The organism is Mycobacterium sp. NGS26, assembly GCF_059813025.1.
In genome coordinates this window covers 410574-430221 of sequence record NZ_JCALDU010000005.1, presented here as the reverse complement: position 1 = coordinate 430221, position 19648 = coordinate 410574, and the positions used below count along the sequence as shown (strand labels likewise).

Here is a 19648-nt window from a genome sequence, read left to right as displayed (position 1 = left end):
GACTTCACTTAGCGCAGCCGTGCCGACACGTGCTGGCGAAGGTCGACCACTCCTACGACGAAGAAGGGGCGGCTTGAGACCTAGCCCGGCGACCCGTCGGGTTTGGCCGCCGCCGAGCCGACCGCATCGGCGAGCGAGGCGAACCCGCCGTCGTGCAGCCGTCGGGCGATGCCGTCGTGAATGTGCTTGGGCCACAAGCCCCCGCCGTAGATGAAGCCGGTATAGCCCTGCAGCAGCGACGCGCCCGCGGTGATCCGCTCCCACGCGTCGTCGGCGGTCTCGATGCCGCCGACGCTGATCAGCGCCAGGCGGTCGCCGACGCGCGCGTAGAGCCGGCACAGCACCTCGACCGCGCGGCGCGCGAGCGGCGGGCCCGAGATGCCGCCGGGGCCCAGCTCGTCGACGCCCGGGGTGAGCAGGCCGTCGCGCGACACCGTGGTGTTGGTGGCCACGATGCCGGCCAGGCCCAATTCGACTGCCAGGTCGGCGATCTCATCGATGTCGGAATCGGAGACGTCGGGTGCGATCTTCACCAGCACCGGGGTCGACGTCTCGGCGAGGACGCCCGCCAGGATGGGCCGCAGCGACACGACGGCCTGCAGGTCGCGCAGCCCCGGCGTGTTCGGTGAGCTGACATTGACCACCAGATACGACGCCAGCGGGCCGACCAGCCGGGCGCTCGTCCGGTAGTCCTCGACGGCGACGGCGGCCGGGGTCGCCCTGGTCTTGCCGATGTTGACCCCGATCGGCACCTCGGGGCGGTGCCGGGCCAGCCGCATCGCCAGCGGCCCGGCGCCGAGGTTGTTGAACCCCATCCGGTTCAGCAGCGCCCGGTCGGCGGGCAGCCGGAACAGGCGCGGGGCCGGGTTGCCGGGCTGCGGGTGGGCGGTGACGGTGCCGACCTCGGCGTACCCGAAGCCCATCGCACCCCAGGTCTGCAGACCCCGGCCGTCCTTGTCGAACCCGGCGGCCAGGCCGAGCGGGCCGGGAAAGCGAACCCCGAACACCGTGCTGGCCAGCACCGGGTCGGTCGGCCCCAGCAGCCGGCGCAGCAAGTGCCGCATCAAGCCGACTGCCGTGCCGGCGCGCAGTGCGGCGAAGACCAGCGTGTGGATGCGCTCGGGGGGGAACAGGAACAACAGCCGGCGGGTGAGCCGGTACATCACAGTTCCGGCTGGTCGGGCCGCCGGCCCGCGGAGCCGGCGCCGTCCAGACGAGACTTCTTGCGGCGCAACAGAACTCGCCTACTGCCGTCGGTATAGAGCCGCACCCGGGTCAGCTCCCAGCCGCGATATTCGGCCTCGATGGACAACCGGGTGGACGCGCTGAGCCGGGTCACCTCGGGCGGCAGACGTAACGGTATCCACTCGTACTCGTCGGACATCTCCGTGTCCCAGCCCGCCGGCAGCCGGCCCCACCGTTGCGCGCGCGTCACGCGGCCCCCGCGCGCTCGATGATCTGCACGCCCGCACCCGACCCCGATACCACGTACAGGGTGTCCGACGCTTCGTCAAAGGCCAGCGAGTTGGGTTGCTGCACGGTGGGGTATCGCACCCTTTCGACGGGGATTCCGGTTGACAGATCGTAACCAATGACCATGTTGGACGCGGTTTGGGACACCCAGGCCAGCGCACCCGATCCGGCCAGGCCGTAGGGGGACTGCCGCACCGGGTAGGCCTGACGCAGGATCAGCGGGTCGACACCGTAGACCAGCAGTTCGCCGCCGCGAGTGTCGGCGACCAGGACGCGGCCCAGCCGATCGGCGGCGAGGGTCGTCGCGCCCTGGCCGGCCCGCAGCGCCTGTTCGGGATGGCCGTCGGCGCCGATCGTGGTCACCGAGGTCTGCCCCCGGTCGAGAACCACCGTCGTATTGCCCTGTGTCACAAGGGAATCGACGCGAGCGAAAATCTTGTCCCGGCCCTCGACCGTCGCGGTGTCCCCGCCGCCCGGGGCGGCCAGGATGTAGACGGCGCCGTCGGCGCTGCCCAACACCAGCTTGCCGTCGGCGCGGCGCGCGATCGCGGTGAATTCGGCCCGCTGCGCCGCGGCGACGTTCACCCGTGCGGTGCGCCCGGCGGTCAGATCGACCACGAAGTAGCCGCCGCGGGTCGCCAGGTAGACGGTGCCGTGGCCGTCGCCGGTCAGGGCGGTCGCCGGGCCCGGCAGCGCGATCGCGCGCGGCGGGAGCTGTGCCGCGCCGATCACCGTGACGACGGCGGGCGCCGCCGGATCGCCGCCGGGGGCCAGCACCGCCAGCAGGTGAGTGTCGCCGTCGACGACGGCGGCCTGGGCCTGACCGGCCAGCGCCCGCACCACACCGGCCGGATTCGTCGACGCCGGCGGCGACGCGGCGGCCCGGGCCGGCTCGATCGTCGGCGGGTTTCCGGATGAAAGCGGGTTCGACGAGCAACCGGCGACCAGTACCAGCAAAAGCGTGAGGCCAAAAAAATAGTGCTGACCTGATCGTTTCAAGCAGCTACGCCGTGACAGCAACAATCAACCTTCGGAGGGTGTAGGGAGCCCAAATTTTAGGAAACGGTTTCGCATCCAATATGGCCATGTTGCACACATCGCGTCGTTCTGGAGAGGTATGGTCGCGATATGACCGTCATCGTCGACCGGCATACCGCAGACAAAACGTTTGCTGTCGAAGACATTTCGACAGGAATTTTTGCCAGCGGGTACGGACAAGTTGGTGATGGGCGCAGTTTCTCCTTCCATATCGAGCACCGTTCGCTCGTCGTAGAAGTTTACCGGCCGCGGCTTTCCGGGCCGGTTCCGCTGGCCGAGGACGTGGTCGCGAGGGCGGTCCGCAGCCTGTTCGACATCGACCTCACCGACGAGCGGAGCCTGACCGCGGCGGTGCGCGACTCGGTCGCGCACGCGGTGCCGGTCGCGCGCTAGTCGCATCCGGTCGCGGTCAAGCGCACCGGGTACGGTCGTCCTGACATGACCGTCATCCTGTTACGCCATGGCCGTTCCACCTCGAACACCGCCGGCATTCTGGCGGGCCGGTCCGAGGGCGTCGACCTCGACGACAAGGGCCGCGAGCAAGCCGCCGGGCTGATCGACCGCCTCGGCGACCTGCCGATCCGGGCGGTGCTGACGTCGCCGCTGCTGCGCTGCCGGCGCACCGTCGAGCCGCTGGCCGAATCGTTGTGCCTCGAGCCGCTCGTCGAGGAGCGGCTCGCCGAGGTGGACTACGGGGAATGGACGGGCCGCAAAATCGGCGACCTGACGAAGGAGACGTTGTGGGGGGTGGTTCAGGCCCACCCCAGCGCGGCGGTGTTCCCCGGCGGTGAGGGGCTGGCCCAGGTGCAGGCGCGGGCGGTGGCCGCCGTTCGCGAGCACGACAAGCGGCTTGCCGATCAGCACGGCGGCGATGCGCTGTGGGTGGCGTGCACCCACGGCGACGTCATCAAGGCGGTGATCGCCGACGCCTACGGCATGCACCTGGACGGGTTCCAGCGCGTCACCGCCGACCCGGGTTCGGTGAGCGTGGTGTGTTACACGCCGCTGCGCCCGTTCGTCTTGCACGTCAACCACACTGGGGCGCGGTTGGCCGCCGCGTTGCGCGCCGCGCCGCCCCAGAAGGATCAATCCCAGCACGATGAGTCCCAGGGCGATGGTGCCGGCGAAGTGCCGTCGAGCGACGCGGTGGTCGGCGGCTCCACCGACTAGTTCGGTTGCGACTGCCGAATCGGGATCGCATCGCGGCGGCAACTGCCGGTATTTTAGAAGTGCCATGGCCCGCGCAATTCACGTCTTCCGCACGCCCGACCGCTTCGTGGCCGGGACCGTTGGCCAGCCCGGAAACCGCACCTTCTACATCCAGGCGGTGGGCGATTCGCGGGTCGTGTCGGTGGTGTTGGAGAAGCAACAGGTGGCGGTGCTCGCCGAGCGCATCGGAGCGCTGCTGCTGGAGGTGAATCGCCGGTTCGGCACGCCGGTTCCGCCGGAGCCCGCCGAGGTCGACGACCTCAACCCGCTGATCACTCCCGTCGATGCCGAATTTCGGGTCGGGACCATGGGCTTGGGCTGGGATTCGGAGGCGCAGACCGTGGTGGTCGAGCTGCTTGCCGTCACCGACGCCGAGTTCGACGCCTCGGTGGTGCTCGACGACACCGAAGAGGGGCCCGACGCCGTCCGGGTGTTCCTGACGCCGGAGTCGGCGCGGCAGTTCGCGACCCGCTCCAATCGGGTGATCTCGGCGGGACGTCCGCCGTGCCCGCTGTGCGACGAGCCGTTGGACCCGGACGGCCACATCTGCGCGCGCACCAACGGCTATAAGCGCAGCGCGCTGCTCGGGCCTGACGATGAACCCGCGGAATAGCGAGCATGACGAACGTGAGGCGTTGCGGGACGGCGAGCTGACGGTCCTCGGACGCATCCGCTCGGCCAGCAACGCCACCTTCCTGTGCGAGTCGACGCTGGGTGAGCGCAGCGTGCACTGCGTCTACAAGCCGATCGCCGGTGAGGCGCCGCTCTGGGATTTCCCGGACGGGACGCTGGCCGGCCGCGAACTCGCCGCGTACCTGATAGCCACGCAACTGGGCTGGAACATCGTGCCCTACACCATCATTCGGCACGGGCCGGCGGGCCCGGGCATGCTGCAGCTGTGGGTCGAGCAGGCCGGCGACGCGGTGGACTCGCCCCCCGCGCCCCGGCACGACCTGGTCGACTTGTTCCCCGCCGACAGACTCGAGCCGGGTTACCTGCCGGTGCTGCGCGCCTACGACTACGCCGGCGACGAGGTCATCCTGATGCACGCCGACGACATCCGGTTGTGGCGGATGGCGGTGTTCGACGTGCTGATCAACAACGCGGACCGCAAGGGCGGCCACGTCCTGCGCGACCTCGAGGGCCACGTCTACGGGGTGGACCACGGCGTGTGCCTGCACGTCGAGAACAAGCTGCGCACCGTGTTGTGGGGCTGGGCGGGCAAGCCGCTGGACCAGGAGACGCTGGAGGCGGTGGCCGGGCTCGACGAGGCCCTGTGCGGCTCGTTCGGCGACGAGCTGAGCGAACAGATCACCCGGACCGAGATCGCGGCGCTGCGCAGGCGCATCCACGCGCTGCTGGAAAACCCGGTGATGCCCGAACCGAACCGGCATCGCCCCATTCCCTGGCCGGCGTTCTGAGGCGGGCGCCGCCGTCGGCATACTGAGTCGGTGACCCTGACGGATGCCGCACTGGCCGCCGAGCTGGCCGCGGACGCGGGGGAGCTGCTGCTGAAAGTGCGCGAGGAGATCGGCTTCGGTCATCCCTGGGCGCTCGGCGACGCGGGCGACAGCCTGGCCAACGCGCTGATCCTGCGGCGGCTGCGGGACGAGCGGCCCGACGACGCGGTGCTCAGCGAGGAAGCGCACGACGACCTGGCCCGGCTGAACCGCGACCGGGTGTGGATCGTCGACCCGTTGGACGGCACTCGCGAGTTCTCCACGCCGGGGCGCGACGACTGGGCGGTGCACATCGCGCTGTGGCAGCGCCCCACCGATGACCCCGCCGACGGTCACCGCGAAATCACCGACGCGGCAGTGGCTTTGCCCGCCCGCGGAAACATGGTGTACCGCAGCGACACCGTGACCGACGACGGCGCGCGCACCGGCATTCCGCATACCTTCCGGATCGCCGTCAGCGCCACCCGGCCGCCCGCCGTCGTGCACCGCATGCACCAGATGCTGGCCATCCAGCCCGTCGCGATCGGCTCGGCGGGCGCCAAGGCGATGGCGCTGATCGACGGCGACGTCGACGCCTACCTGCATGCCGGCGGCCAATGGGAATGGGACTCGGCGGCCCCGGCCGGGGTCGTGATGGCCGCCGGCATGCACGCGTCGCGGCTGGACGGCTCGCCGCTGCGCTACAACCAGCTCGACCCGTACCTGCCCGACTTCGTGATGTGTCGCGCCGAGGTGGCCCCGATCCTGCTCGGCGCCATCCGCGATTCGTGGCGTTAGCAGGCCGTTATGCGGGCTGCATCGTCGCCGGGCTTAGCTGGATTGCCCGGCTCCTCCTCAGCCCGCTCCGCGGGCTGCATCGTCGCCGGGCTTAGGCTCGAGGGCATGCAGTCGTGGACTTCCGCACAGGTTCCGGTGTTGCCGGGACGCGGCCCGGAACTACGGCTCTACGACACCTCTGACCGGCAGGTCCGCCCGGCGGCGACCGGGGCGACCGCGTCCATGTACGTCTGCGGGATCACGCCGTACGACGCCACCCATCTGGGCCACGCGGCCACCTACCTGGCGTTCGACCTGATCCATCGCGTCTGGCTGGACCTCGGCCACGACGTGCACTACGTGCAGAACGTCACCGACGTCGACGACCCGCTGTTCGAGCGCGCCGAGCGTGACGGCGTGGATTGGCGCGAGCTCGGCGACCGGGAGGTCGCCCGGTTCCGCGAGGACATGGCGGCGCTGCAAATTCTGCCACCACGCGAATACGTCGCGGCGACCGAGGCGATTCCGGAGGTGGTCGAGCTCGTCGAGAAGATGGTCGCCTCCGGGGCGGCGTACGTCGTCGACTCGGAGACGGGTTCGGAGTTCCCGGACATCTACTACCGCGCCGACGCCACGCCGCAGTTCGGCTACGAGTCCGGCTACGACCGCGAAACCATGCTCCGGCTGTTCGCCGAGCGCGGTGGCGACCCGGAACGGCCGGGCAAGACCGACGAACTGGATGCGCTGCTGTGGCGGGCCGCGCGCCCCGGGGAACCCAGTTGGCCCGCGCCCTTCGGCGCCGGCCGGCCGGGCTGGCATGTCGAATGCGCGGCCATCGCGCTCAGCCGGATCGGCAGCGGCCTGGACATCCAGGGCGGCGGCAGCGACCTGATCTTTCCGCATCACGAATTCACCGCCGCGCACGCCGAATGTGTCAGGGGCGAAAGGCGTTTCGCGCGGCACTACGTGCACGCCGGGATGATCGGCTGGGACGGGGAGAAGATGTCCAAGAGCCGCGGCAACCTGGTGCTGGTGTCGGCGCTGCGCGCGCAGGGCGTCGAGCCGTCGGCCGTTCGGCTCAGCCTGCTGGCCGGGCACTACCGTGCCGATCGGTTCTGGAGCCGGCAGGTGCTCGACGACGCGACCGCGCGGCTGCATCGGTGGCGCGCCGCGACCGCGCTGCCCGCCGGGCCGGATGCCGCCGACGCCGTCGCCCGGGTTCGTCGCTACCTGGCCGATGACCTAGACACCCCCAAAGCGATTGCCGCCCTTGATGGTTGGGCCACCGACGCGCTGGAATACGGCGGGCACGACGCGGACGCGCCGCGGTTGGTGGCGACCGCGATCGACGCGCTGCTCGGGGTGCGCCTGTAGGAATCGAAAGTCACCAAACGGCAACTCCTCGGTGTCGATTCGCACAACAATCTGGGTGAACGGCGTGTCGTAGGTCACCATCGACGGAGCAACGCGTACGGCGCGTCAACCGCAAAGGTGATTGCTTGATGCTCGGTCGTTTTCGCCGTGTCGCCGGCGGGGTGGGCGCCGTCACGATGCTCACCCTTGCGCTGAACACGGTGCCCGCGTTGGCCGACCCGTTTCAGAACCCGAACGCGATGGTCGCTCCCGGTCCCAACCTGCTGGTCAATCCCGGCGCCGAGTTCGGCGACCCGTCATTGTCGGCATACAGTTCGGTGTCGATCCCGGGCTGGGCCGTGACGGGCACGCCGACCGTGATCAGGTACGGCACCCTGCGCCGTCTGCCGGTGCCCCTGGGGAGCCCGGGGCCGACTCTGCCGGCGGCCTTTGGGTTTACCCGATCGGAGAACGGCCCCCCGGACGGCGGCGCGCAGTTCTTCGGCGGCGGAAACGTGGCCACGGCCACGCTCACCCAAACCGTCGATCTGTCCGGCGCGGCCGCCCAGATCGACTCCGGCACGGTGCCTTACACGCTCAGCGGCTGGCTCGGCGGATTCCTGGAGGACCCGTCCGCCGCATCGGTCACCGTCACCTTCTTGGCGGCCGATCAGCAGTCGGCGCTGGGCGCCGGCAGGATCGGACCGGTCACGGTGTTGCAGCGCCGGTTGAGGACCGCGCTCCTGCCGCGCCAGACCACCGGGACGATTCCTGAGGGCAGCCGCAGCGCACGCGTGGTCGTGACCCTCAAGGACAGCAACCCGGTGATCGGCAACTACAACAACGCCTACGCCGACAACATCTCGTTCAACGTCGGCGCCCCGCTGCCGCCCCCGCCGCCCCCCACGCCACCGGCGTCGAAAGTCGGTCCCCTGGACCACGTTTTCATGATCTATCTGGAGAACCACGGCGCGAAGGACATCGTCGGCAGCCGGAACGCGCCATACATCAACGGGCTGATCGACAACAACGGATACGGCGCAAACTACTACGCACAGGCCCACCCCAGCCTGCCGAACTACTACCCGATTCTGGGCGGATCCGACTTCGGCTTCAACTACAACTGCGAGCTGGACTGCTTCGACCAACCCAACCTGGTCGACAACATCGAGCGGGCGGGCAAGGGGTGGGCCTCCTACGAGCAATCCATGCCCGAGCCGTGCTTCACGCGCTCCGCCGGGCCCTACAGCCCCGGCGAACTACCGTTTCTCGCGTTCCACGACATCGTCTCGAACACCGCTCGCTGCCGGTCACACGTGCTCCCGCTGGAGCGGATGGCCACGGATCTCGCCTCCACCGCCACCACCCCGAACTACGTGTGGTGGGCCGCGGACGAAAACCACAACATGGAAGGCCCCATCAACCTCCAGTTCATCCTCAGCCTGCTCACGAATCATCAATACAACATCAAGGCCGGTGACCAGTTCCTCGCGAGCACGTTGCCCACGATCCTGAACTCACCCGCGTTCCAGACGCAGCGCTCCGCCGTTTTCATCACGTGGGACGAGGATTACAACAACCTGTCACTGGGCATCGGCAACAACGGGAACCACATTCCGATGATCGTCATCACGTCACCGAATTCCGGTATGCGGCAAGGCCACTTCGTCGCCGTCAACTACAACAACCACTACAGCCTGCTGCGCACCATAGAAGATGCCTTCGGACTTCCCCGGCTCACCAACAACGACAAGTTCGCCCAACCGATGAACGAGTGCTGGCCATAAGCACTTCCGCGCAGGGTACCTTGTCGGCCATGACATCACTGCAGGGCAAGGTCGTCTTCATCACGGGCGGCGCCAGGGGAATCGGGGCCGAGGTCGCCCGCCGGCTGCACGACAGGGGCGCCAACCTCGTGCTGACCGATCTCGACAGGGCCGCGCTGGACTCGCTGGCCGCCGGCCTCGGCGGCGACGAGCGGGTGCTGACGGCGGTGGCCGACGTGCGCGACCTGTCCGCCCTGCAGAAAACGGTCGCCGCGGCCGTCGAACGCTTCGGCGGCATCGACGTCGTCGTGGCCAACGCCGGCATCGCCAGCTACGGCTCGGTGCTGCAGGTGGATCCCGAGGCGGCCAAGCGGGTGCTGGACGTCAACCTGCTCGGCGTCTTTTACACCGTGCGCGCGGCGCTGCCCGCGCTGATCGACCGGCGCGGCTATGTGCTGATCGTCTCGTCGCTGGCCGCGTTCACCGCCGCGCCGGGAATGGCGCCGTACGACATGTCGAAGGCCGGCAACGAGCACCTCGCCCACGCGCTGCGCCTCGAGGTCGGCCGGCTGGGCGTCGACGTCGGCGTGGCGCACATGTCGTGGATCGACACCGCGCTGGTCCGCGACAGCAAGGCCGACATGCCCGCGTTCGCCGACCTGCTCGCCGAGCTGCCCTGGCCGCTGAACAAGACCACCTCGGTGGACAAGTGCGCGACGGCCTTCGTCAAAGGCATCGCGGGCCGCAAGAAGCGCGTGTACTGCCCGCGCTGGGTGGGTGTGTTCCGCTGGGTCAAGCCGGTGCTGTCCACGCGGATCGGCGAACTTCCCGTCCGCAAGGCGAGCGCCCTGATGCCCCGGATGGACGCCGAGGTCGCGGCACTGGGCCGCTCCATGAGCGCCTACAACGAGGAATTGGGTGATACCTAGCGCGCCGCTGGGAGTCAGCGCCCGAATCCCGGGCGGCGGCGGCGCAGATAGCGCTCGAACTCGGCGGCCAGCGCGTCGCCGTCGATCTTGCCCAGCGCCTCGTTCATGTCCACCTCGGCGTCGCCCCGCTGCTCCAGCGACGCCACGTATTCGGACAGGTCCTCGTCCTCGGCGGTCATCTCGGTGACCGCCTGCTCCCACTCCTCGGCCTGCGCCGGCAGGTCGGCCAGCGGGACCTCGATGTCCAGCACGTCCTCGACGCGGCGCAGCAGCGCCACCGTCGCCTTCGGGTTCGGCGGCTGCGACACGTAGTGCGGCACGGCCGCCCAGAACGTCACCGCCGGGATGCCCGCGGCCACGCAGGCGTCCTGGAACACGCCCGCGATCCCGGTCGGTCCCTCGTAGCGGGTTTCCTCCAACCCGAAGCGCTTCGCCGACTCGGGGGAGTAGGCCGCTCCCGAGACCGGCACCGGCCGGGTGTGCGGAGTGTCGGCCAGCAGCGCCCCGAGGATCACGACGGTGTCCACGTTGAGCTTGTCGGCGATGGCCACCAATTCGGCGCAGAAGGTGCGCCAGCGCATGTTCGGCTCCACGCCGTGCATCAGGACGACGTCGCGTTCGCTGCCCGGCGGCCGGCAGTGGGTGATCCGCATCGCGGGCCACACCAGCTCGCGGGTGACCCCGTCGACCTGCCGGATGACCGGCCGATTCACCTGGTAGTCGTAGTAGGCCTCGTCGTCGATCTCCACGATCGGGTCGGCTTCCCAGATGGCATCCAGGTGCTCCAGCGCGTCGCTGGCCGCGTCGCCGGCGTCGTTCCAGCCCTCGAACGCCGCCACGACGATCGTGTTGTGCAGTTCGGGCAGCGAACCGCCATCCGGCCGAGTCACAGAATCAGCCTACGGCGTGCCGTCACCCCGGGGGCGGTTGCATAGCACCACTATTCTTGTGGGGTGACTGCCACGAACGACCTCACGCTTGACGACGAAATACGTTCGGCTGCGATTTCGTTAACGTTGGTTACTATCGCGTCGCCGGCAGGATCCACGAGCTGTCGATAGCGGCGATGAGTTGGGCGTCCAGACGTCGATCGGGTGACGACGTAGACTTCTCTGGTCGAGAGGCGTTGCAACGGATATTTTGGGGGTCCGGGTCTCCCCCGGGTATCCGCCACGCTCGGCAGAGTCAAGGACGCCTTCCGCTACGGAAGGAACGTACGTGAACGCCGTTGAGCCAAACACCTTCGCGCCGAACATCCGCCCCGACTGCACCGACGAGCTGACGGCAGCTCTGCGCCGGCGGATCATGGTGATCGACGGCGCGATGGGCACGGCGATCCAGCGGGACCGGCCGGACGAGGCCGGCTACCGCGGCGACCGGTTCACGGAGTGGCCGACCGCCCTTCAGGGCAACAACGACCTGCTCACCCTGACGCAGCCGCAGATCATCGAGGGGATCCACCGCGAGTACCTCGAGGCGGGCGCCGACATCCTGGAGACCAACACGTTCAACGCGAACGCGATCTCGCTCTCCGATTACGACATGGCGGATCTGAGCTACGAGTTGAACTACGCGGGCGCCGCCCTGGCCCGCAAGGCCGCCGACGAATTCAGCACCCCCGAGAAGCCCCGCTACGTCGCCGGCGCGATCGGGCCGACGACGCGGACCGCGTCGATCTCGCCGGACGTCAACGACCCCGGGGCCCGCAACGTCTCATACGGCCAGCTGGTCGCCGCCTACCTGGAATCCGCCAACGGCCTGGTCGACGGTGGTGCCGACCTGCTCATCATCGAGACGATCTTCGACTCGCTGAACGCCAAGGCGGCGGTGTTCGCCGTCGAGACGCTGTTCGAGGAGCGCGGACGCCGCTGGCCGGTCATCATCTCGGGCACCATCACGGATGCCTCCGGGCGGACGTTGTCCGGTCAGGTCACCGAGGCGTTCTGGAACGCGATCAGGCACGCGAAGCCGATCGCGGTCGGCCTCAACTGCGCCCTGGGCGCGCCGGAGATGAGGCCCTACATTGCCGAGATGGCGCGGATCGCCGACACTTTCGTCTCCTGCTACCCGAATGCCGGTCTGCCCAACGCCTTTGGCGAGTACGACGAGACCCCCGAGCGCCAGGCCGGCTACATCGCCGACTTCGCCGAGGCCGGCCTGGTCAACATCGTCGGTGGCTGCTGCGGAACCGCGCCGCCGCACATCGCCGAGATCGCCAAGGTCGTCGAGGGCAAGCCGCCGCGCGAGGTGCCGAAGATCCCGGTCGCAACGCGTCTCTCGGGCCTGGAGCCGCTCAACATCACCGACGACTCCCTGTTCGTGAACATCGGTGAGCGCACCAACATCACCGGTTCCGCCCGGTTCCGCAACCTGATCAAGGCCGAGGACTACGACACCGCGCTGTCGGTCGCCCTGCAGCAGGTCGAGGTCGGTGCGCAAATCATCGACATCAACATGGACGAGGGCATGATCGACGGCGTCGCCGCGATGGACCGGTTCACCAAGCTGATCGCGGCCGAGCCGGACATCAGCCGCGTCCCGGTGATGATCGACTCGTCCAAGTGGGAGGTCATCGAGGCGGGCCTGAAGAACGTGCAGGGCAAGCCGATCGTCAACTCGATCTCCATGAAGGAGGGCGAGGAGAAGTTCGTCCGCGAGGCCCGGCTGTGCCGCAAGTACGGCGCGGCCGTCGTGGTGATGGCATTCGACGAGCAGGGGCAGGCCGACAACCTCGAGCGCCGCAAGGAGATCTGCGCGCGCGCCTACCGGATCCTGACCGAAGAGGTCGGCTTCCCGCCCGAGGACATCATCTTCGACCCGAACTGCTTCGCGCTGGCGACCGGCATCGAGGAGCATGCGACCTACGGGATCGACTTCATCGAGGCCTGCGCCTGGATCAAGGAAAACCTGCCGGGGGTGCACATCTCGGGCGGCATCTCCAACGTGTCGTTCTCGTTCCGGGGCAACAACCCGGTTCGCGAGGCGATCCACTCGGTGTTCCTGTTCCACGCCATCAAGGCCGGCCTGGACATGGGCATCGTCAACGCCGGCGCGCTGGTGCCCTACGACTCGATCGACCCCGAGCTGCGGGACCGCATCGAGGACGTCGTGCTGAATCGTCGCCCGGATGCGGCCGAACGGCTGCTGGAGATCGCCGAGCGGTTCAACAAGTCGGAGAAGGCCGACGACGCGGCGGCGGCCGAGTGGCGCGGCCTGCCGGTCCGCGAGCGGATCACGCACGCCCTGGTCAAGGGCATCGACGCCCACGTCGACGAGGACACCGAGGAGTTGCGGGCCGAGATCGCCGCCGCGGGCGGTCGCCCGATCGAGGTGATCGAGGGTCCGCTGATGGACGGCATGAACGTCGTCGGCGACCTCTTCGGCTCCGGCAAGATGTTCCTGCCCCAGGTCGTGAAGTCGGCCCGGGTGATGAAGAAGGCCGTGGCCTACCTGCTGCCGTTCATCGAAGCGGAGAAGGAGGAGAACGGCACGGCCGATTCCAAGGACACCAACGGCACGATCGTGATGGCGACCGTGAAGGGCGACGTCCACGACATCGGCAAGAACATCGTCGGGGTTGTGTTGCAGTGCAACAACTTCGAGGTGATCGACCTCGGCGTGATGGTGCCCGCCGAGAAGATCCTGGCCGCGGCGCAGGAGCACGACGCGGACATCATCGGGCTGTCCGGGCTGATCACCCCGTCGCTGGACGAGATGGTCAGCTTCGCCGCCGAGATGGAACGCCAGGGCCTGGAGATTCCCCTGCTGATCGGTGGCGCCACCACCTCGCGCGCCCACACCGCCGTGAAGGTGGCGCCCCGTCGCAACGGTCCGGTGGTCTGGGTGAAGGACGCCTCCCGCTCGGTGCCGGTCGCCGCGGCGCTGCTCGACGACAAGCAGCGGCCGGCCCTGCTGGAGGCCACCGAAAAGGACTACGCATCCCTGCGCGAACGGCACGCCCAGAAGAGCGAGCGGCCGATGCTGACCCTCGAGAAGGCCCGCGCGAACCGGACACCGATCGACTGGGACGGCTACACGCCGCCGGCGCCCGCCCAGGGCCTCGGTGTGCGGGAGTTTCACGACTACGACCTCGCCGAGCTGCGCGAGTACATCGACTGGCAGCCGTTCTTCAACGCCTGGGAGATGAAGGGCCGCTTCCCCGACATCCTCAACAACCCGTCCACCGGCGAGGCTGCCCGCAAGCTGTACGACGACGCCCAGGAGATGCTCGACACCCTGATCAAGGAGAAGTGGCTGAGGGCCAACGGGGTGATCGGGTTCTTCCCGGCGAACACGGTCGGCCCCGGCTTCGAAGACATCGAGGTCTACACCGACGAGACCCGCACCGAGGTGCGGACCACGCTGCACAACCTGCGCCAGCAGGGTGAGCACCGGGAAGGCATCCCCAACCGCTCGCTGGGGGATTACATCGCCCCCAAAGAAACGGGTCACCGGGACTACGTCGGCGCCTTCGCCGTCACCGCGGGGCTCGGCAGCCAGGAGAAGATCGCGGAGTTCAAGGCGGCGCTCGACGATTACAGCGCGATCCTGCTGGAATCGGTCGCCGACCGGCTGGCGGAGGCGTTCGCCGAACGGATGCACCAACGGGTCCGCAAGGAGTTCTGGGGATATCAGCCCGACGAGCAGCTTGACAACGACGCGCTCATCGACGAGAAGTACCGGGGAATCCGTCCCGCCCCCGGGTATCCGGCCTGCCCGGAGCACACCGAGAAGGCGACGCTGTGGAAGTTGATGGACGTCCGGGAGCGGACCGGCATCGAGCTGACCGAGTCGATGGCGATGTGGCCCGGTGCGGCCGTCAGCGGCTGGTATTTCTCGCACCCGCAGTCGCAGTACTTCGTGATCGGCCGGCTGGCGCAGGACCAGGTCGCCGACTACGCGAGGCGCAAGGGCTGGACCCTGGCCGAAGCCGAGCGCTGGCTGTCCTCCAACCTCGGCTACAACCCGGAGGACTGAGCCGCTTCCACCCGCGAGCGACCGCAAATGTACAGCGACACGCCGTGTATCGCGTACAAATGGGGACGCTCGCGGCCGAAACCAGAGTGACTTTGCTGGCGGACCCGTGAAACAATCGCTGGCCGTGAAGACCTTCGAGGATCTGTTCGCCGAACTCGGCGATCGTGCCCGCACCCGGCCCGCCGGCAGCGCGACCGTTGCCGCGTTGGACGGCGGGATACACGGGCTGGGCAAAAAGATCCTCGAGGAGGCCGGCGAGGTGTGGCTGGCGGCCGAACACGAACCCGACGACGCGCTGGCCGGGGAGATCAGCCAGTTGCTGTACTGGACGCAGGTGCTGATGATCGCGCGCGGGCTGTCCCTCGACGACGTCTACCGGAAGCTGTGAGCGTGTTACGGGTCGCGGTTCCCAACAAGGGCGCGCTCAGCGAGCCGGCCGTCGAGATCCTCGCCGAGGCCGGCTACCGGCGCCGCACCGACCCCAAGGACCTGACCGTCATCGACCCCGTCAACCAGGTCGAGTTCTTCTTTCTGCGCCCCAAAGACATTGCCGTTTATGTCGGTTCGGGGGAGCTGGACTTCGGGATCACCGGCCGCGACCTGGTGCTCGATTCCGACGCGCCGGTCACCGAGCGCCTCGCGCTGGGCTTCGGCTCGTCCAGCTTCCGCTACGCCGCCCCCGCCGGACGCAACTGGACGACGGCGGATCTGGCGGGCAAGCGCATCGCCACCGCATACCCGAACCTGGTCCGAAAAGACTTGGCCAAGAACGGGATTGAGGCCACCGTCATCAGACTCGACGGGGCCGTCGAGATCTCGGTGCAACTCGGCGTTGCCGACGCCATCGCCGACGTGGTGGGCTCCGGCCGCACCCTGGGCCTGCACGATCTGGTGGCCTTCGGCGAGCCGCTGTGTGATTCGGAGGCGGTGCTGATCGAGCGCATCAGTTACGGCGGCCATCCCCAGAGCAGGAAAACAGCGGCGCGCGACCAGATGGTGGCGCGGGTGCAGGGCGTCGTGTTCGGTCAGCAATACCTGATGCTCGACTACGACTGCCCGCGTGCGGTGCTGGACAAGGCCACCGCGATCACACCGGGATTGGAGTCGCCGACGATCGCCCCGCTGGCCGACCCTGACTGGGTGGCGATCCGGGCGCTGGTGCCGCGCCGCGGTGTCAACGAGATCATGGACGAGCTCGCAACCATCGGGGCCAAGGCGATCCTGGCCTCCGATATCAGATTCTGCCGATTCTGATCGCCCTGTCGGCGGGTCAGGCCCCGCTGTGTTAGCGTCCGGTCGCCGGGCTGTTCGTCCACCGGGAGGGTCTCTGTGACACACGCACTCATACTTCTGATGGCGCTGTTGATCGGTGTGGTCGCCGGGTTGCGTTCCCTGACCGCGCCCGCCGTGGTGGCGTGGGCCGGCTTCCTCGGCTGGATCGACCTGCACGGTACCTGGGCGTCCTGGGTGGCCAACATCGTCACGGTCGTCGTCCTGACCGTTCTGGCCGTCGCCGAACTGGTCGGTGACAAGCTCCCCAAGACCCCGGCCCGCACCGCGCCGCCGGCGTTCGCAGGGCGGATCGTCCTTGGCGGGTTTGCCGGCGCGGTGATCGGCGCCTGGCCGCATTGGACGTTCAGCTCGCTGGGCGCCGGCGTGATCGGCGCGGTGCTCGGCACCCTGGGCGGCTATCACGGCCGGCGACTGCTGGTGCGCGGCGGACGCGACTTGCCGGTGGCGCTGCTCGAGGATGCGATTGCGATCGGCGGCGGGTTCGCAATCCTCGCGACGACGAGTCACGTGCTGATCACGTATATCCTGACGGCGGTTAGGTGACAACGCATTTCGATGCGATCATCGTGGGCGCCGGCCAGGCCGGGCCGCCGCTGGCGGGACGGCTGACGGCCGCCGGGCAGCGCGTCGCGATCGTCGAACGCAAGCTGATCGGCGGCACCTGCGTCAACAACGGATGCATCCCGACCAAGACGCTGGTGGCCAGCGCGCACGCCGCGCAGCTGGCCCGTCGCGGCGCGGAATACGGCGTCGGGACCGGGCCGGTCACCGTGGACATGGCCAAAGTCAAGGCGCGCAAGGACGACATCATGCTCGCCGACCGCAAGGGCGTCGAGGACTGGCTACAGGGCATGAACGGCTGCACCATTTTTCGCGGTCACGCCCGTTTCGAAGACCCGCACACCGTGCGCGTCGACGACGACGTGCTGCACGCCGACCGGATCTTCCTCAACGTCGGTGGCCGCGCGGTGGTGCCGGACATTCCGGGGCTGTCCGACGTCGAGTTCCTCACCAACGTGTCGATCCTCGAACTCGACACGCTGCCAGCCCATCTCGTCATCGTCGGCGGCAGCTACATCGCGCTCGAGTTCGCGCAGATGTACCGCCGGTTCGGGGCCCCGGTCACCGTCGTCGAACGGGGCCCGCGGCTGGCGTCCCGGGAGGACGAGGATGTCTCGGCCTCAATCAGGCAGATCCTGGAGGCCGAGGGGATCGACGTGATCCTCGGCGCCGACGATGTGCGAATCGCCAAGAACGGCAACGGATTCGAACTCACTCCCCGCGCCGGCGCGGCGCCCGTCCATGGCAGTCACCTGCTGCTGGCGGTGGGGCGCCGGCCCAACACCGACGACCTGGGCCTGGACGCGGCCGGCGTGCACACCGACGCCCGCGACTACATCGTGGTGGACGACCAGCTCAAGACCAACGTCGAGCACATCTGGGCGATGGGCGACTGCAACGGCAAGGGCGCGTTCACCCACACGTCGTACAACGATTTCGAGATCGTGGCCGCCAACCTCCTCGACAGCGACTCGCGCCGGGTGAGCGACCGCGTCCCCACCTATGCGCTCTACATCGATCCCCCGCTCGGGCGGGCGGGTATGACGGTCGGCCAGGTCCGCGCGTCGGGCCGCAGGGCGCTGGTGGGCAAGCGGCCCATGAACAGGGTCGGCCGGGCGGTGGAAAAGGGTGAGACACAAGGGTTTATGAAGGTCGTGGTGGACGCCGACACCCGCGAGATCCTGGGAGCGGCGATCCTGGGCGTCGGCGGCGACGAGGCGATCCACGCCATCCTGGACGTCATGTCCGCCAAGGCGCCCTACACCGCGCTGTCGCGCACCATGCACATCCATCCCACGGTCAGCGAGCTCATTCCCACGATGCTGCAGGAGATGGCACCGCTCGACTAACCGAACATGCCGTTCGACCCCGCGAGGCGCCGCGGTGCCTTAGTCTTGGATGCTCGGTTGGGAACGCAAGGGGACAAACATGATTCGACTGCCGTCAGCACCCTCGACGCTCGCACCGGCCGCGCTGGCCGGCGGGCTGATCGTTTCGCTCGCGCTCGCCGGTTGCTCCGGCAAGCAGACGGCCACCGGCTCGTCCACCCCGTCCACCGCGGCGAACCCGCCCGCAGCGGTCAAGGTGACGCTCGACGGGCAAGCCCAGGACGTCAAGGGCCCCGTCACGTGCGACACCTCGGGCGGCTTCGTCAAGATCGCCATCGGCGAAAAGGTGGGCGGAACCGACCTCACCCCGTATGACGCGACCATGACCGATACCGACCCGCCCGATGTCCGTTCGGTCGGCCTCGGCGAACACGACGGCCACGGCCTCGCCTATTTGAAGGGGCTCTACAACGACACCGCAACGGCGACCAAGAGCGGCAAGTCCTACAAGATCACCGGGACCGCCAGCGGCGGGCTAGGCAACAAGCCCAAGCAGTTCGAGATGGACGTCACCTGTCCCTGACGGTCGGTCACGCGGCCGGTTCGGCGGTCTGTTGCGGCCACCCGGGGTAGGGCGGCGGCGTCCCGCCGAAGACCGGGCAGTGCGCCTGATGCGGGCACCACTCGCACAACCGCGACGGGCTGGGACGGAAATCGCCCGTCGGCGCCGCGGACTGGATGGCCCGCCAGATCGCCATCAGCGTCTTCTCGAAGCGCAGCAGCTCGTCGTGCTCCGGCGCGTAGTCCAACACCTGCCCGTCGGCCAGGTAGATCAGCCGCAGCCGGGAGGGCAGCACCCCGCGCGAACGCAGCAATGCCACCGCGTAGAACTTCATCTGGAACATCGCCTTGAACTCGGCCAGTGCGCGCGCGGCCGGCGGTGACTTGCCCGTCTTGTAGTCGACCACGCGAAGCTCGCCGGTGACGGCGACGTCGATCCGATCGATGAAGCCGCGCAGCAGCGTGCCGTCGGCGAGCTCGACCTCCACGCGCTGTTCGCAGCATTGCGGGTCGAATCGCGTCGGGTCCTCCAGCCGGTAATAGCCGGACAGTAACGCGCGGGCCTCCTCGAGCAGCTGGGTTCGCTGTTCGGGGTCGAGCCCGGCGGCCAGCTCGGGGTCGGCGGCGGTCACGCGTTCCCACGCGGGCTCCACGAGCGAGTGCGCGGTGCCCACGACGCGCGAGGCTGCGGGCAGGCCGTAGAGCTGCTCCAGCGCGGCGTGCACCACCGACCCCCGCAGCTGGGCCAGCGACGGCGCCTCGGGCAGGCGGTCGACGGCCCGGAAGCGGTACAGCAGCGGGCACTGCTTGAAATCGGCCGCGCGCGACGGCGACAGAGCCGGTCTTGCAGCCGGTCCTGCCGCCGCTTCTGTCATGCCCGCAGCCTAGGACCGGGCGCCGACAACCCCGAGCACCGGTTGCGGCGAGTCGGCTGGCACGCTGGA

The 19648-nt window shown here is 68.7% G+C and carries 19 protein-coding genes; 14 read left to right on the top strand and 5 right to left on the bottom strand.

From position 1 onward, the window contains the following. Positions 1–80: 80 nt before the first annotated feature. The 3 genes from AC5Y6X_RS19010 to AC5Y6X_RS19000 are packed head-to-tail and all read right to left on the bottom strand — an operon-like array spanning position 81 to position 2493. Complete coding sequence (locus tag AC5Y6X_RS19010; RefSeq protein WP_499988360.1) at positions 81–1163, bottom strand: quinone-dependent dihydroorotate dehydrogenase; 1083 nt, start codon at positions 1161–1163, stop codon at positions 81–83. Continuing rightward, positions 1163–1384, bottom strand: coding sequence for a DUF5703 family protein (locus AC5Y6X_RS19005; protein WP_499988439.1), 222 nt, complete (start codon positions 1382–1384; stop codon positions 1163–1165). Before AC5Y6X_RS19005 ends, AC5Y6X_RS19010 begins: the two co-directional genes overlap by 1 nt. Positions 1385–1431: 47 nt before the next feature. Continuing rightward, positions 1432–2493, bottom strand: a complete 1062-nt coding sequence (locus tag AC5Y6X_RS19000; RefSeq protein WP_499988358.1) for an SMP-30/gluconolactonase/LRE family protein — start codon at positions 2491–2493, stop codon at positions 1432–1434. 108 nt (positions 2494–2601) lie between these two features. On the opposite strand from AC5Y6X_RS19000, the gene AC5Y6X_RS18995 reads away from it, so the two are divergent. From AC5Y6X_RS18995 to AC5Y6X_RS18960, 8 genes are all read left to right on the top strand, one after another. Then, on the top strand, positions 2602–2904 hold the full coding sequence (locus AC5Y6X_RS18995) for a hypothetical protein (protein ID WP_499988357.1): 303 nt from the start codon (positions 2602–2604) through the stop codon (positions 2902–2904). Between the two features lie 45 nt (positions 2905–2949). Then, the gene (locus AC5Y6X_RS18990; protein WP_499988355.1) at positions 2950–3681 is read left to right on the top strand and encodes a histidine phosphatase family protein; all 732 of its coding nucleotides are present in this window, start codon (positions 2950–2952) and stop codon (positions 3679–3681) included. Positions 3682–3745: 64 nt separating this feature from the next. Next, entirely contained in the window at positions 3746–4333 is a 588-nt protein-coding gene (locus tag AC5Y6X_RS18985) for a DUF3090 domain-containing protein (RefSeq protein ID WP_499988354.1), read from the top strand. Further along, positions 4317–5141, top strand: a complete 825-nt coding sequence (locus AC5Y6X_RS18980) for an SCO1664 family protein (protein WP_499988353.1) — start codon at positions 4317–4319, stop codon at positions 5139–5141. Before AC5Y6X_RS18985 ends, AC5Y6X_RS18980 begins: the two co-directional genes overlap by 17 nt. 30 nt (positions 5142–5171) lie before the next feature. After that, positions 5172–5957 (top strand): 3'(2'),5'-bisphosphate nucleotidase CysQ, encoded by a 786-nt coding sequence (locus tag AC5Y6X_RS18975; protein ID WP_499988351.1) that lies wholly within the window; start codon positions 5172–5174, stop codon positions 5955–5957. A gap of 105 nt (positions 5958–6062) precedes the next feature. Continuing rightward, the gene (gene mshC / locus AC5Y6X_RS18970; RefSeq protein ID WP_499988349.1) at positions 6063–7310 is read left to right on the top strand and encodes a cysteine--1-D-myo-inosityl 2-amino-2-deoxy-alpha-D-glucopyranoside ligase; all 1248 of its coding nucleotides are present in this window, start codon (positions 6063–6065) and stop codon (positions 7308–7310) included. A 128-nt stretch (positions 7311–7438) separates the two neighbouring features. Next, a complete protein-coding gene (locus AC5Y6X_RS18965) occupies positions 7439–9076 on the top strand; it encodes an alkaline phosphatase family protein (RefSeq protein WP_499988347.1) in 1638 nt (545 codons plus the stop codon). Between the two features lie 29 nt (positions 9077–9105). Then, positions 9106–9984: an SDR family oxidoreductase gene (locus AC5Y6X_RS18960; protein WP_499988345.1), complete on the top strand. Its 879-nt coding sequence runs from the start codon at positions 9106–9108 to the stop codon at positions 9982–9984. Positions 9985–9998: 14 nt separating this feature from the next. On the opposite strand, the gene AC5Y6X_RS18955 is transcribed toward AC5Y6X_RS18960, so the two are convergent. Continuing rightward, positions 9999–10874: a PAC2 family protein gene (locus AC5Y6X_RS18955; protein WP_499988343.1), complete on the bottom strand. Its 876-nt coding sequence runs from the start codon at positions 10872–10874 to the stop codon at positions 9999–10001. Between the two features lie 415 nt (positions 10875–11289). Between AC5Y6X_RS18955 and metH the strand changes: the two genes are divergently transcribed. The 6 genes from metH (at position 11290) to AC5Y6X_RS18925 (ending at position 18726) form a co-directional block, all read left to right on the top strand. After that, the gene (gene metH / locus AC5Y6X_RS18950) at positions 11290–14961 is read left to right on the top strand and encodes a methionine synthase (RefSeq protein ID WP_499988437.1); all 3672 of its coding nucleotides are present in this window, start codon (positions 11290–11292) and stop codon (positions 14959–14961) included. Between the two features lie 106 nt (positions 14962–15067). After that, positions 15068–15349 (top strand): phosphoribosyl-ATP diphosphatase, encoded by a 282-nt coding sequence (locus AC5Y6X_RS18945; protein WP_324678677.1) that lies wholly within the window; start codon positions 15068–15070, stop codon positions 15347–15349. A gap of 2 nt (positions 15350–15351) precedes the next feature. Next, on the top strand, positions 15352–16215 hold the full coding sequence (gene hisG, locus AC5Y6X_RS18940) for an ATP phosphoribosyltransferase (RefSeq protein ID WP_499988341.1): 864 nt from the start codon (positions 15352–15354) through the stop codon (positions 16213–16215). 75 nt (positions 16216–16290) lie between these two features. Then, complete coding sequence (locus AC5Y6X_RS18935) at positions 16291–16797, top strand: DUF4126 domain-containing protein (RefSeq protein ID WP_499988339.1); 507 nt, start codon at positions 16291–16293, stop codon at positions 16795–16797. Further along, positions 16794–18164 (top strand): FAD-containing oxidoreductase, encoded by a 1371-nt coding sequence (locus tag AC5Y6X_RS18930; RefSeq protein ID WP_499988338.1) that lies wholly within the window; start codon positions 16794–16796, stop codon positions 18162–18164. Before AC5Y6X_RS18935 ends, AC5Y6X_RS18930 begins: the two co-directional genes overlap by 4 nt. Positions 18165–18243: 79 nt before the next feature. Continuing rightward, positions 18244–18726, top strand: coding sequence for a lipoprotein LpqH (locus AC5Y6X_RS18925; RefSeq protein WP_499988337.1), 483 nt, complete (start codon positions 18244–18246; stop codon positions 18724–18726). A 7-nt stretch (positions 18727–18733) separates the two neighbouring features. On the opposite strand, the gene AC5Y6X_RS18920 is transcribed toward AC5Y6X_RS18925, so the two are convergent. After that, positions 18734–19579, bottom strand: a complete 846-nt coding sequence (locus tag AC5Y6X_RS18920; protein WP_499988336.1) for a RecB family exonuclease — start codon at positions 19577–19579, stop codon at positions 18734–18736. Positions 19580–19648 lie beyond the last annotated feature (69 nt).

Coding starts and splice junctions, on each gene's coding strand:
- AC5Y6X_RS19010 (WP_499988360.1), bottom strand. CDS start 1,163: ATGTACCGGCTCACCCGCCGGCTGTTGTTCCTGTTCCCCCCCGAGCGC.
- AC5Y6X_RS18995 (WP_499988357.1), top strand. CDS start 2,602: ATGACCGTCATCGTCGACCGGCATACCGCAGACAAAACGTTTGCTGTC.
- AC5Y6X_RS18990 (WP_499988355.1), top strand. CDS start 2,950: ATGACCGTCATCCTGTTACGCCATGGCCGTTCCACCTCGAACACCGCC.
- AC5Y6X_RS18985 (WP_499988354.1), top strand. CDS start 3,746: ATGGCCCGCGCAATTCACGTCTTCCGCACGCCCGACCGCTTCGTGGCC.
- metH (WP_499988437.1), top strand. CDS start 11,290: ATGGTGATCGACGGCGCGATGGGCACGGCGATCCAGCGGGACCGGCCG.
- mshC (WP_499988349.1), top strand. CDS start 6,063: ATGCAGTCGTGGACTTCCGCACAGGTTCCGGTGTTGCCGGGACGCGGC.
- AC5Y6X_RS18980 (WP_499988353.1), top strand. CDS start 4,317: ATGAACCCGCGGAATAGCGAGCATGACGAACGTGAGGCGTTGCGGGAC.
- AC5Y6X_RS19005 (WP_499988439.1), bottom strand. CDS start 1,384: ATGTCCGACGAGTACGAGTGGATACCGTTACGTCTGCCGCCCGAGGTG.
- AC5Y6X_RS18960 (WP_499988345.1), top strand. CDS start 9,106: ATGACATCACTGCAGGGCAAGGTCGTCTTCATCACGGGCGGCGCCAGG.
- AC5Y6X_RS18920 (WP_499988336.1), bottom strand. CDS start 19,579: ATGACAGAAGCGGCGGCAGGACCGGCTGCAAGACCGGCTCTGTCGCCG.
- AC5Y6X_RS18925 (WP_499988337.1), top strand. CDS start 18,244: ATGATTCGACTGCCGTCAGCACCCTCGACGCTCGCACCGGCCGCGCTG.
- AC5Y6X_RS18965 (WP_499988347.1), top strand. CDS start 7,439: ATGCTCGGTCGTTTTCGCCGTGTCGCCGGCGGGGTGGGCGCCGTCACG.